12 protein-coding genes are annotated in these 12,958 nt (G+C 39.8%); 6 read left to right on the top strand and 6 right to left on the bottom strand.

Annotated elements, in window-relative coordinates; genetic code table 11:
• Nucleotides 1-43 precede the first annotated feature (43 nt).
• On the bottom strand, nucleotides 44-1,222 hold the full coding sequence (locus tag ACRQ5D_RS31975; protein WP_432327800.1) for an Ig-like domain-containing protein: 1,179 nt from the start codon (nucleotides 1,220-1,222) through the stop codon (nucleotides 44-46).
• Entirely contained in the window at nucleotides 1,188-2,531 is a 1,344-nt protein-coding gene (locus ACRQ5D_RS31980; protein ID WP_432327802.1) for a hypothetical protein, read from the bottom strand. The genes ACRQ5D_RS31975 and ACRQ5D_RS31980 overlap by 35 nt, the downstream gene beginning before the upstream one ends.
• 443 nt (nucleotides 2,532-2,974) lie before the next feature.
• Between ACRQ5D_RS31980 and ACRQ5D_RS31985 the strand changes: the two genes are divergently transcribed.
• The gene (locus tag ACRQ5D_RS31985) at nucleotides 2,975-3,505 is read left to right on the top strand and encodes a UpxY family transcription antiterminator (RefSeq protein WP_431198766.1); all 531 of its coding nucleotides are present in this window, start codon (nucleotides 2,975-2,977) and stop codon (nucleotides 3,503-3,505) included.
• A gap of 149 nt (nucleotides 3,506-3,654) precedes the next feature.
• A complete protein-coding gene (locus ACRQ5D_RS31990; protein ID WP_432327804.1) occupies nucleotides 3,655-3,924 on the top strand; it encodes a hypothetical protein in 270 nt (89 codons plus the stop codon).
• Between the two features lie 201 nt (nucleotides 3,925-4,125).
• Here the strand turns inward: ACRQ5D_RS31990 and ACRQ5D_RS31995 are convergent, their stop codons facing one another.
• The gene (locus tag ACRQ5D_RS31995; protein ID WP_091174241.1) at nucleotides 4,126-4,581 is read right to left on the bottom strand and encodes a hypothetical protein; all 456 of its coding nucleotides are present in this window, start codon (nucleotides 4,579-4,581) and stop codon (nucleotides 4,126-4,128) included.
• A 492-nt stretch (nucleotides 4,582-5,073) separates the two neighbouring features.
• Here ACRQ5D_RS31995 and ACRQ5D_RS32000 point away from each other — a divergent pair, with 492 nt between their 5' ends.
• The gene (locus ACRQ5D_RS32000) at nucleotides 5,074-5,433 is read left to right on the top strand and encodes a hypothetical protein (RefSeq protein ID WP_143020868.1); all 360 of its coding nucleotides are present in this window, start codon (nucleotides 5,074-5,076) and stop codon (nucleotides 5,431-5,433) included.
• 367 nt (nucleotides 5,434-5,800) lie between these two features.
• Here the strand turns inward: ACRQ5D_RS32000 and ACRQ5D_RS32005 are convergent, their stop codons facing one another.
• The 3 genes from ACRQ5D_RS32005 to ACRQ5D_RS32015 form a co-directional block, all read right to left on the bottom strand.
• On the bottom strand, nucleotides 5,801-7,129 hold the full coding sequence (locus ACRQ5D_RS32005) for a hypothetical protein (RefSeq protein WP_176844565.1): 1,329 nt from the start codon (nucleotides 7,127-7,129) through the stop codon (nucleotides 5,801-5,803).
• Between the two features lie 1,567 nt (nucleotides 7,130-8,696).
• A complete protein-coding gene (locus ACRQ5D_RS32010; protein ID WP_091174255.1) occupies nucleotides 8,697-9,614 on the bottom strand; it encodes an NADP-dependent oxidoreductase in 918 nt (305 codons plus the stop codon).
• 188 nt (nucleotides 9,615-9,802) lie between these two features.
• Nucleotides 9,803-9,934, bottom strand: coding sequence for a hypothetical protein (locus tag ACRQ5D_RS32015; RefSeq protein ID WP_431198767.1), 132 nt, complete (start codon nucleotides 9,932-9,934; stop codon nucleotides 9,803-9,805).
• A gap of 1,156 nt (nucleotides 9,935-11,090) precedes the next feature.
• On the opposite strand from ACRQ5D_RS32015, the gene ACRQ5D_RS32020 reads away from it, so the two are divergent.
• The 3 genes from ACRQ5D_RS32020 to ACRQ5D_RS32030 are packed head-to-tail and all read left to right on the top strand — an operon-like array spanning nucleotide 11,091 to nucleotide 12,897.
• Nucleotides 11,091-11,918, top strand: coding sequence for an SDR family NAD(P)-dependent oxidoreductase (locus tag ACRQ5D_RS32020; protein ID WP_091174258.1), 828 nt, complete (start codon nucleotides 11,091-11,093; stop codon nucleotides 11,916-11,918).
• On the top strand, nucleotides 11,915-12,478 hold the full coding sequence (locus ACRQ5D_RS32025; RefSeq protein WP_432327806.1) for a hypothetical protein: 564 nt from the start codon (nucleotides 11,915-11,917) through the stop codon (nucleotides 12,476-12,478). Before ACRQ5D_RS32020 ends, ACRQ5D_RS32025 begins: the two co-directional genes overlap by 4 nt.
• Complete coding sequence (locus ACRQ5D_RS32030) at nucleotides 12,430-12,897, top strand: helix-turn-helix domain-containing protein (protein ID WP_432327808.1); 468 nt, start codon at nucleotides 12,430-12,432, stop codon at nucleotides 12,895-12,897. Before ACRQ5D_RS32025 ends, ACRQ5D_RS32030 begins: the two co-directional genes overlap by 49 nt.
• The last annotated feature ends 61 nt before the right edge of the window (nucleotides 12,898-12,958 follow it).

The following is a 12,958-nucleotide window of genomic DNA, read 5'->3' on the forward strand; positions in this document are numbered from 1 at the left end:
ATAAAATTTACCGTCGGGGCCGATAGCTAACGAACTATACTTTTTATTCTGTGTTCCGGCAATGGGTACCTTGGTAAACTGAGCGTTTAAAAGAGCCGACAGAATCTACCTGCGCAGCATCGGTAGTAAACGTCATCTCGTAAGGCACAAAAGGGATGTTTGCGTACGATTTAACTCCCGAAGTTATAACAAACTTATAAATGGCATTAGGATCTAAGGTTGCCGAAGGCGAAATACTGATGGCGTCGCCCCCACCGGTGCCTTGCACAACACCCGGCACTTCAATATATGATGTATCAACAAGTTTAAATAATTTAACAGTATTATTGGTGATGGTGCTGTTATCCACACCGCCATGATACCCGGCAGCCACAGGCACATGTAAATTATTCGCGGCTATACTAACCAAATTTAACGGCACTTTCGTTGCCCCGTTTGCCGGCGATGATGATATCACATAAGGCCTTAAACTATCAACAACATTTATCTGCACAATAAATGTACTGCTCGTAAACTGTGGCGCTTTTGCGGTAATCACGGCTTTGTAATTACCTATTGGTAAGTTTTTTGTGGCAGAATAGTTAAAGAAAACTTCGGGTTGTACCCCCGTTTGCGAGGGGGTAAAAGTAAGCCAGTTGCTACTCGCGCCCGTATAACTTGCGCTAACGGCGTACGATGTTGCCTGGTTATTTGAGCTGCCTAACGGTATCGAGAATGTGCTTACATCTTTTGATCCTGCATTCACAATCAAATTTTGGTTGCCCTTGCCCCAAAACAAATACGAACTCAAAGAATATGGCACTATATTAACATAGTTTATTTTGGTATTTGTACCGCCATCTGCTGTTATAGTTAGTTTTTCGTCATTAACGATTATGCGGCTGGTTACAGCTTTAAAACGCCCTATCGAGCCTTCCTTACCAACCGGCGCAAAGCGATTTATCACATTAACGCCTTCAATATTTAACGAATGAAACTCGGGTGCCGAACCCACATAACCATCACCAACAGATGCTGTTACATCATAAATACCATTAGGAACCTTAATTTCCCAAAACGATTCGACCTTGGTGCCGCTAAACGATCCGCTGATAGTATTGGCCTGCATATGAATTAACGTGGCCAATAGTACGTCTTCGGGGTTATTTCTATTCCGGCCATTACCGGTTATATTTATTGCCGAGCCATCAGATTTTCTGTCGCCAACCAAATTCCAACCCACTCCCCTGTAATGGCGCTGTACGCAGGGCATAGCCCTGGCCGTAATCTCTCATATAATTTACAGGCGGAATCGCTGCCGGGTCTTGAAAATTAACATTTATCGGTTGTGAGAATTGACCGTCAACTACGTTAAGGTTTACCAGTAATGTTGCAAATTTGTAACCAGTGGCGGCGCAGGTAACGACAGCCTGATAACTACCCGCATTTGTATTTGAATCGATTGCGTTGGCATCAAAGGTTAATAAGTTATTTTTGGGTTGTGGTAAATTCAACCAATTTGCATCTGTTTTAGTTAGCGTGTAACCTGCCGGCAAAGCAACGTTTGAAGTAATATTTACTGTTTGCGGATACACCAGCCCCTTTTTGATTATTGATATATTGAGTATGTTTTGAGAAAAGGAAAGCACTTTTGAATTTGAACCTATATCCGTAACTGCAAAGTCGTCGAAACTATATGTTACCGCCCCGCTGGCGTTACGGTGCGTTCCAAAAATGCCTGCGTAATTTGCATGGTTAATTATACCAGTACTATCAATACTGATATACGGCGCTGCATAGCCCGCCCCAGCGCTCAAAAAATTTAACCCATCGGTTGAATAAAAGCCTTCTGCTGTTTTGGCTACAGAATCTATCACTAACCTCAGACTAACTGTTTTGGCACTTAAAGCCGTGATAGCTGGCGTAATACGTTGATCCGGGTTAGCAATACCAGATATTGAACTGGTAACGTCGTTGATTTCTCTTCTTAATTCAATTTTATTATTGCTTACATCCAGTTTAAGATATGTTTTATCATTTAATCCGAACCAAATACCTGCCTGCTGGGCCTGTGCTCCATTCACAGGATTGATAACCTTCACATCTATCTGTAGTTTTTTCACAGGATTAACCTTTACACCCAGCACATTTAGTTGGTTGTTATTAGTTAATATATCAATGCCCTTATTGGTAACCAGCTGTAAACTTCCGCCCATTACAGTTATTTTTGATGCTTCATAACCTGGCATGACTGGGTTTGAGGGGTTACCGTCAGCCGCTAATCTTACACCAGAGTACTTGTTTACCGTTGTAAAACCTGTTCCCTGGCCATTTCTATCAATAATAGTGTTAGGTACTGAGGCATCAAACGATAATTTGAAAGGAAGAGTAACGGTAAGGGCACTACAGGGCAATGTGCTGATACTGCTGCAGGTATCCGGTTTTGTCTTTATCCCGACGCGCAAAACTTTATGATTAATAATACCGGTCGCCGCGTTAAGATGGATAAAGTTTATAAGTAGCAAAAACAATATGGGGAAAAATCTGGTCATATGTTTTATTTTTTACGGTCGATCATTAATACCCATTTGAGTTGTTATTGATAACTACCTTTTACAATAGCATAAGAGATAACTTCACCGCCTCGCAAATCATTTTATTGTATCCTCGATAGCAATTTTACCTATAAAACGACATAAAAAGCTGATATTAAACATCGTTGATGCTGAATTGTATAAATGTGAGAAACTAATAAGCAACAGCGACCCGGGCCAAGAAATGTAGTAAATGCTTTGTTTGTAATAGACTGTAACATATTTCTATTCTGCTTCTCACCATTTCTCATGTTCATACACAAATTTCCCATCTTGCACAATCCCGTATCAGTTTTCGTTTATCTTTAGAAACAATTGTTATGAAGAATTGGTTGAATACACATTTGAAACCAACCGGAAATCGCTTAAAAAGATAAAATCTTTTACAAAAATGGATCAGATTGAAAAGAAATGGCTTGTCTTATACACACGACCGAGGTGGGAAAAAAATCGACCGGGCTTTAAAAGATCATAACTTCAAATCATTCTGCCCCTTGTTACACGTTACCAGAAAATGGGCAGACCGCTTAAAATCTGTGGGAATACCGCTTTTTCCATCTTATATCTTTGTTTTAGCCAATAATTATGATATCGCTAAAATTATGCAGATATCAGGTGTGTTACACGTGGTAAAGCACTGCGGCAATCCGGTGGTTATTACAATTCAGGAAATTGAAAATATAAAATCAACAATACGCACTTATACCGATATTGAGGTTGTTTCATTGAAGCCTTATACATTAGGCGAGCAAATAAAAGTTAAAGATGGTTTGTTATCCCATCACGAGGGCATTGTAACAGCTTACAACGGCAGGTTGGTTATTTTGACGATTGAAAATCTGGGATTTGCATTAACTGTTAAAATCAAGCCGGAGCATCTGTCTCGGGTTGGTGAACCGTTGCAAAACCTCCGTGCATATCAACAAGTTTGATCTGCGTTTTTATTTATATACTTATTTGAGTAATTTGTATAACCTAACCTCCAAATTTCTACCGGCATGGACAAGCATTATGGGCAAATAGTTGAATTAGTCATCAGAAAAAAGGGGTCAGTATAAGCCAACTGGCCAGAATGACAAACATGAACAGAAGATCTGTTTATAATTGGTTCAACCAAAAATATTTAAAGCAGGAAATTATTCATGAAATAGGTATATTAATTTCGCATGATTTTTCCGCAGAGTTTCCTGAATTATTTAGAAAAAGCGATTTTATGCAAACACAGGGTGGTTTTCATAGCGATTATCCGTCCGAAAATGCAAATGCTATCTGGAAGGACAAATACATTGAATTACTTGAGAAATACAATACCCTATTGAGAAGCAGGGTTGAAAGTAATCGACATTCTTAACCGGTCATAATCATACTTCCCTGATTTCAAATTCAATTACCCTTATAGGGTTCTTTTTTTATAGCCATCCAACTAATTAGGCTCTAAAGGCCTGGTGCTTGTGCACCAGGCCCTTTTGGAGGCAGATTCAATTAAATCTCATTAAAAATATAATATTTTAAACTCCAATTAAACCTTGGGGATATAGCACCATGTTTAGCGTTATGGTACCAGAATCTGTGATTGCCATGGAATATTAACCTTTTGATTGACGGTGTTGTGAAAAATTTGCTTCTCTTCCCTGCTATATACATCCATTTTTATGCTTTGGTCCTTATCTGTCGGAGTGATAGAAATTCCGAGTTGGTATTTGGTTTGATACCTGAAGCTATATGTTGCTGTTGTTGAGCTAATAGTATAGACATTCATTTTTCCAACTTCTCCAAACGACACGTTACATTCTCCACTGCAAGTTACAACAAGTTTGCCGTAACCATAATAGCTACCTTTATTTTGTATATCCTCATCTGATAATTTTTTACATCCTGAATTTGCAAAAAACGATACGGCCGCTAAAAATAAACACCCCACTCGTTTAATAAATGTAGTTACATTTAAAGCATTTGCACTCCCTTGGTTTAACATCCCTAGCTTTAATTTTTTGTCTAAAATTTCCATAATCTTGATCTTTTTTTAGTAAAAATAGCACATCAAAACCAACGAAGTGCCTCATACACAAAAGTGTATAACATTATGAGAATAATTGTAAATCCAACCCAGCATATCGTAATTGTATTTATAAATGAAGACCAATAATGAATTTTAGTACTTGCTTCCCGCTTAAAAAACGAGAAACCACCACAAAAAGCGGTCATTTATGAGCATATTATTGTATCAAATTGCGAGGTAGTAAATTGTAGATTTTCATTGTCGCGTTAGTTAAATTTGACTTCCATCGATATTTTAACCTTTTTACGCTACCCTTATGGAGGCATTAGTTACATCATTAGTATTATTAAATATAATTGTGTATGTCTATAACAAACAACACAGGGATATGCCGTAATGTCTGCCAATATTTTTAATTAGCTATCGGGCCACCAATAATGTAAATCTTTTTTGACCATTAATAAACAACAAATTATAGCCAACTATCAATATCTTAAATTTATGGAAAAGCATCACGGGCAAATTGTGGAATATAGAGTAAGAAAAAATGCTTATTGTATTAGTGATTTAGCCAAAGCTTGCAACATAAATCGGAGATCAGTATACAATTGGTTTAATTCGAAACGCCTAAAGGAAGAAATCATTCTCAGGATAGGATTAACAATAAAGCATGATTTCTCGCATGAGTTTCCGGAATTTTTCCATAGGGATGATTTTAAATCTATCTATCAAATGCAGGATGCCCCGGTAATTTATATCAGTAATTTTGCACAAAGCCAAAATGATTTTTGGAAAGAGAAATATTTACGCTTATTACAAGAATTCAATGACCTGATCCTGCAAGATCGTGCTTACCTATAATTTTCTATTGATTTATAGCTAATGCTGTTTTTTTCATTAGCCTAACACGTAACTTTCTACATGCGTAGTACGTATTAAGCTGTTAAAAAAACTGTAGTGAAACGGCTGTTAAATGCTTATAAAAGTCTTAAGATCATTCTAAAATCAGACAGCTATTGTTTAATTTCAACAACTAAAAATACTTACAATTGTGAAGGAGATATATCCGCCCAAAATTTTAGGATTATAATCGATGATGTACTTGACAATTTCAAAGGCCAGGAGGACACATTGAGCCAAGTAAAAGAAATTGTTAAAAACATTAATTTATAGATAGTCGAGGTTTTTACATTTTTTGTCTCCCCGGCAATATAATTATAAAGAGGTTTTACTTAATTTTAACATTCTCTATATAAAGAACTTCATCCTGATAATCATAATTGGTGCCTCTTGCACCTAAATGATCAGCACCTAAAATAAAGGCATTGGAAATAGGTGAGCCGTTTAAGTCGCGGGCTTTCCATATTCTCAATCCAATTTTACTTTGAAAGTTTCTTTTTCTCTCCATGTCGGATTTACCAACTTTTAAAACAAACGGATAATCTGGTTTAAAACAAACTGAATTTACACCCGTATTATAGCCATTAGGAAATAACATTTGCCTGGTACGCGGCATTGACACAAACAAAGGGAACATTTTATTTTTTGCAGGATAATAGTAACAGGTAGAATCAACGGCCTCGACGGAACAACAGCCGTGATAAGCGGCTATCTTAGTTATTCTTACGGATTTGCTCTGGTCGGCAACACTGAAACAGTTCCCTGTAACTTCATCAGAAAAAGGAACAAGCTTATTCCCATTTAAACCGTTATCAAAATTTTTAAAGCCTATTACGGTCCCGAAGCCCAACGTATTAACCACTCTTTGTAAATCTGGTTCCCAATCTCCCTCTACTTTATATTGCCATAAACCATTTAGATGAATATTGCAGTATGGCTCCGTTTTACTGTCGGTTTTTAAAACCAAAATCCCCTTTGTATTGATACAGGTAGCGCCTCTTAATTTCTGATAATTAAAATATCTTGATTGTACGGCCAAAAAATTTTGAGTTTTAAGCAGATATTTCCACCACGGGGCTTTGATGCGCTGTTCGATCTTAGCAGCGGTGAATTCGACTGTTATGTATACCTGGCCTGAAGGCGTGATTACTAAAGGATAAGTGCTTTGTATTTTGTCATCTTTTTTTATTGATTTAATATGCCAAAGTTCATCGTCAGATAGCGCCATACCTCTGATTATCAAATCAGAAGAAGCATTATTGATTAAACAGACAGTTACTTCCTTATGGTCGAAGGTTTTTTTGCGGATATCACTATTGGTAATACCGGATTTATGCACAAATGAAAATGCGAGAACATCATTATCAGGCAAGCCGTCAAGATTTTCAATTATAATTTTGCTACGCTCGTTAATTGGTGTTAAAACCGAAGAAAGCAGAACTTTTGACGTAGTTAAGTCGTGATTAGAATTTAGCGGTGAGAAATCTTTAAAATTGAACTTAAGAAAAACTGCAGTAGCTAAGTTAACTGCACCTAAAAATATCAGCGTGTAAAAAGCAATTTTTTCCTTCCTCGAAAAAATTAACACCATTGCCATAATAACCAAACTTAATACCCCAAGAACAAGCGGAACAAATGCATTTATTAAAGCGCCCAATTCTGTCTTGTTCGACGTCAATAGCAGTGCAAATATCATAGGAAAACGTTATAATTATCAAAAGGAAAGACAATATTATTGGGATTGTAACGCTTTGGTATCGGGGTTTTTCCATGCTTCAAATGAATTGACTTAATTTACATCATTTTAAATAATTGCTGTAAGTTTTCTTTAATAAAAGGCTTTTTTATTTCCAATGTGTGCGTTTTTTATAATCTTTTGATTAAAAATATCCCTGGCATAAATAAAGTAATAACAAATTAATTATCGTTAAATGAAATTCAGCAAATATCCAGTAGCTGAATCGTTTGTATTCATTATTTTTTTAAACTCCCAGTTAAAAAGAGCTATTAACCCATAGTTTATCTTGCGTCAATTTCTTTTTTAAATAATATAAAAAACTGACTTACAGAAGATTATGCCTAAAAAATATCATGTATGGGAAAGTCTTTTTTTGTGAGCATTTTTGTATCATAAAACATTCACCTGATCCGGCAACTGTTAAAACACTAAATTTAATTTTCGTTTTAAGAAAATGAATACAATGAACGGAAAAATCTTACACCATTAGATTTTAAAAACGGTATTTCTTCATTTTCGGTCGGAATTTTGTATTGTAAAATGCAACTTATAATTATGGAGAAACATAACGGGCAAATTACGGAGTACATAGTACGGAAAAACGGTTATAATATCAGTGACTTAGCACGGGCATTGCAGATAAATCGCCGCTCTTGCTACAATTGGTTTCAACAAAAGAATCTTCCTCCGCCAAATATCCGAAAGATAGGCCTTGTTATAAGACACGATTTTTCGAAAGAATTTCCCGAATATTTTGTTCCCGCCGACTTCGCTATTTTAGGACAATCTGATTTATTTATTAATAACAATTGTTGCAATGGTGCGGATAGGATAAATAACTGGCAAAAAAATATCAGACGCTATTAAACGATTTCAATAGCTACCTGCGTTCTATCGAATTTAATGAATTGGCAGATGAGGGGGCAGATAAGCCCCGGGACGAGTTTAAATAAATTACAGGTTTCACAAATCACTTGTTCCCCGAATAATTTGATGTTTTACTTGAGTTGAGGAGCTTATTTAATGTCATAGCCTTCGCGGTTTCTGCAACTGTCTCCGCCAGTACTTTTTTATAATCCTCCCGCAAACCCTTGCCAACAGTAATCCGACATGAAACAATCTTTATTAATCGCATTCATACTTTTATTGGGTCAAATCACATTTGCTCAAAAAAAGTACCAACACTTTATGAAATGATTGGAAAGTTGTCATCGCCCATGATAGCATTTACAGCGCGAAAATCTATCAGGATTCCATCGCCGTTTGTCAAGTTGAAAAGAAAACGAATACGCCACGTTTAACATTCATTTATCTTAATAAGTCCAAGGCTCCTTTAGAACAAAAGTGTATTCATGCATTTCATGCAAATAAAGTCTGGATTAAGGGTATAGTATAGTTTGGGGAACAGAAGAATTCCCATTAATTATCTCGTATGATTTAGATAATTTTAGTTTGACAAAATGATAAATATAAATTAAGACCGGGTCTACGGGCGAACTCGGACAATCGTCTTACCCTTAGCCTGACCGGGCGAGTTATAGACGGCTACCGCATCGTCAAGCGTAACAATGTTACCGGTATTCGTTTTCAAACATCCATCCCGGAATCGTTTCACGATCTCACTTAATTGAGCGCGGTCTGCTTCCACGACGAAATCAATACTCAAGACTCCGTTGGCCTGTTCCTCATTCCAGCCGGTAATGGACACGAACTTTCCGCCGGGACGGATTACACCCAGGGAACGCTTCGCGATATCGCCGCCGAGGGCATCAATAACCAGATCTACCTGGCCAATGTCTTCTAACGTATCATTATCCAGGTCAACGAATTCATTGGAGCCGAAGTTGAACGCCGCTTCACGGTGAGCAGCCCGACCAGTGCCGATGACGTACGCACCGGCCTCACGTGCGAGTTGGACAGTCATCGATCCAACGATACCAGCCGCTCCATGCGCCAGGACTCTTTGCCCTGCCTGAAGTTGGCCGTGATCAAAAAGCGCTTGCCATGCAGTTAAGCCAGACATCACGAGCGCATTGCCATCATTGAACTCAACATCGTCTGGTAATGGTGCAAGGTTGCGCGCTTCAATGGCCACGTATTCTGCCAACGAACCATTGCGATACCAATCCTGAAGGCCGAAAACCCGTTGTCCTACTGACAATCCCGTTGTGCCATAGCCAAGCGCTGTTACCACCCCTGCCAGTTCGTGTCCCGGGATCGAAGGCGTCCGGTCACGACCAGTACGATCGGTCCAGGTCGACGGCCATGACAGCTCGTCCCCGGTAATACTGGCCGCGTAAACCTGAACGATGACCTCGTTGATGGCCGGCTGCGGCTCTGGCAACTCCACCAGTTTCATTCCGGCTAATCCAGCATCCTGATCTGTTACAACAATTGCTTTCATAATACACCTCCTTTTTATTGATCAGCAACCACTTAAAAGAAGTGATGTTGCTGATCATTGGTTTTTATTTTTTTATTTTTTAGCGTTAATCCATATTATAATCCAGACATTCCCGGAGATTACTTTGCTATAGTGAGATCGAGCCGGCAGGCAATACCGGCGGAAAATCCTTTTCAGGATCAGACACGTTATTGATAAAATCTCGTCAGGGAGTACATGGCTACCAGGCCAACGATCTCCATAATATTTGCATCTGTGTGGCCTGCGTCCCGTACTACGCCTAAATCGGCGTCGCTAACTTTGCCACGGGTCTCGATCACTTTTTTCGCAAACTGAACGGCGACGTCACGTTTCGGTTTATAATTCTAAATCAGCAAATAAGTGCAGATCAGACAGGAAATAGTTCGAGATTTATACAATAAGGATTACTTTTTCAGGCAAGTTGTCAATTTTATTGGCAACTTTTTTTAGCAACTTGTCTTTTAAATTATCGATAATAAACCTGAGTTTCAGCACGGCTTACCTCGGTCGGCGTAACCGATTTCAAGAATCAATAAGTCAAAAGAAGATATAAGCCTGAGCCAGATCAAATCCCTTTCGGTTCTGGCCTTCAAGAATGCCTCCCCTAATTGGGTTCGAACCAATAGATAATTGGATTAGCGATTCATTAATGAATAACGCTTAAATGGCCTAATATATTCATCAAGTTACATCACTTGCGTATTCTAAAATCTGCAAAGATTTTAAAAAGCTCTTTTGATTATGAAATCAGCAAAATTATAACCCCTGATTTAAAAACCTATAAGAGTGTTCGATAATCGAGCATTTTGAGTAGACAAAAATGTCAACATAAATTGATTTCAAATAAAAACGAAGAAAAGGAACCCTGTTTTTATGTTCCCCATAGAGCTATACAGCGCTAAAACTATTTGATTTTCAATTCATTAAAAATAAAAGCAGCGACATTAACTGTTCGATAGGACTCCCTCCGCCTCCACTTTTTTTAGAATTTATATAATAATACTTTATAAGTAACTTAAGACCAGGTCAGGTTCTTGAATAAAAGCATCCCATTCAAATTCACATAAAAGCATTTAATTAACCTGTTTGAATTAAATAATAACAGAGCTTGCTTAATGACGCAATTTTTTGTCATTGCACCCGGAACCTATCAGTTGTTAGGCATTACATAACTAACTTCGGCAGACTTATTCATCATTTGATGGATCGCCCTCTTGGGGCTATTGCTTCTGGCTTCCTACCTGTGGGGCGCTGTGCACCTGCAGCATGGGCAAAATATACTTTTCCCCGCAGCGATTAAAGCCCTGATATGTCCCTGCGCTTTTTTGGAGATCTCTCTGGATGTGTCCCGGATTACCTGAAAAAATACAGAGATCAGCCTACAAAGAACAGTAATTAGGCTACAAAGCAAAAGGCTTGTTCCCTGAACTTTGCTTTCATCAAATAAAATATAGTATGACACAGCAAACGAATAAAATATGGTTCATCACTGGCGCTTCGCGCGGTCTGGGACGTATATGGACAGAAGCGGCATTAGAGCGCGGAGATCTGGTGGCCGCTACGGCCCGCGAACTGAGCAGCATCGCTGCATTAAAAGAACAATATGGTGATCGGGTATTGATACTGGAACTCGACGTGACTAACCCTGCTCAGGTTAAAGAAGTCGTAAATAAAGCTCATGAGCATTTTGGCCGGTTGGACATCGTGTTGAATAACGCGGGCTACCCCCTGATCGGGACGATCGAGGACGGCAGTGCCGGCGATATCCGCGCCCTGTACGAAACCAACGTGATAGGCCCTGTAAGTGTGATCCAGGCGGCTTTGCCGCTGCTGCGTGGGCAGGGTTACGGACATATCCTGGGTACTTCCAGTAACCTGGGCCATCTGGCCATGCCGATCCTGGGCTATTACTGTTCGTCCAAATGGGCGTTTGAAGCTATCCATGAAAGCCTGGCCCTGGAAGTGGCGCAGTTCGGTATCAAAGTCACCATCATTGAACCTGGCGCATATGCAACCGAATTTGGTAGCGATCAGATCCCGACGGTTTTCGAAGGAAATCCGGTGTACCACGATTTTAAAGCGAAATTCATGGAGGGAATAAAAGGCATGGAGAGAGGCAACCCGGCCGCCACCCCGCAGGCTCTGTTCAAAGTGGTGGACTCTGAAAATCCGCCGCTACGTTTTAACCTTGGTAGCCATAACCTAACCGGCCTGAAAACTGCCTACGCGGAGCGCATTGCCACCTGGGAAGCCTGGGATGAAGTTTCGCGCTCTGCGCAATGAAATTACAAAATACGGACACCAGCCACTGCAAATTACGGCTTGGTGTCCTTAACTTAGCTATGATGAAAAAGGATGAGAACCCGCCATTGAAACTTGAGTCGCTGACCGAGGCGCACCGGATGTTCGGCTTACCGCAGCCTAAACACCCGCTGATCAGCCTGATTAACGGTGCACACACGGTATTGGAAGGCAAATTACCCACCCGGCATGTGCTGGCCTATTACAAGATCGCCTACAAGCCCAGGTTGGGCGGTAAGTTGAAATATGGCCAGGGCTATTATGATTTTGATAACGGCGGTTTGTTATTCGCCGCACCGGGGCAGATCATCGGCGGTAACGACCTGGAGGGGACGGTGTGCTCAGAGTACACTCTCATCATCCACCCGGATTTCTTTTTGGGGTACCCACTGGCTAAAAAGATCAAGCAATATGGCTTCTTTTCCTACAGCACCAACGAAACACTGCATCTCTCGGAAGAAGAAAAAACACGGTCCTGGCTATCTTTAGCTTTATGGAAAAGGAACTCGAAGGCCGGATCGACGACTTCAGCCAGGAGGTGATGATCTCCCAGATTGAACTGCTGCTCAGTTATGCCAACCGTTTTTATAAGCGGCAGTTCCTGACGCGCAAAGCGGCCAACACCGACATCCTGCAACGGTTGGAGGAAACACTGGATACGTATTTCAATGATGAACTGACGTTGAGCCACGGAATCCCTACCGTTGCCTACCTGGCCGAAAAACTGAACCTTTCGCCTAACTACCTGAGTGACATGCTGCGATCACTGACCGGGCAAAGCGCCCAACAGCACATTCATGATCATCTCATTGAAAAAGCGAAGGAAAAATTATCTACCACAAGCCTGTCGGTCAACCAGTTGGCTTATGCTTTAGGTTTTGAGCATTCACAGTCGTTCAGTAAGCTATTTAAGACCAGGACGAATCTTTCGCCGCTGGAATTCAGGAAATCTTTTAATTAGCAACTTGCCTGTTATCCGCTGTCATTTTAATAATTACACATTTGGCAGATAATAGTTGCCC

The sequence above is a fragment of the Mucilaginibacter sp. P25 genome (genome assembly GCF_050859465.1).
Lineage (GTDB): Bacteria > Bacteroidota > Bacteroidia > Sphingobacteriales > Sphingobacteriaceae > Mucilaginibacter > Mucilaginibacter gossypii.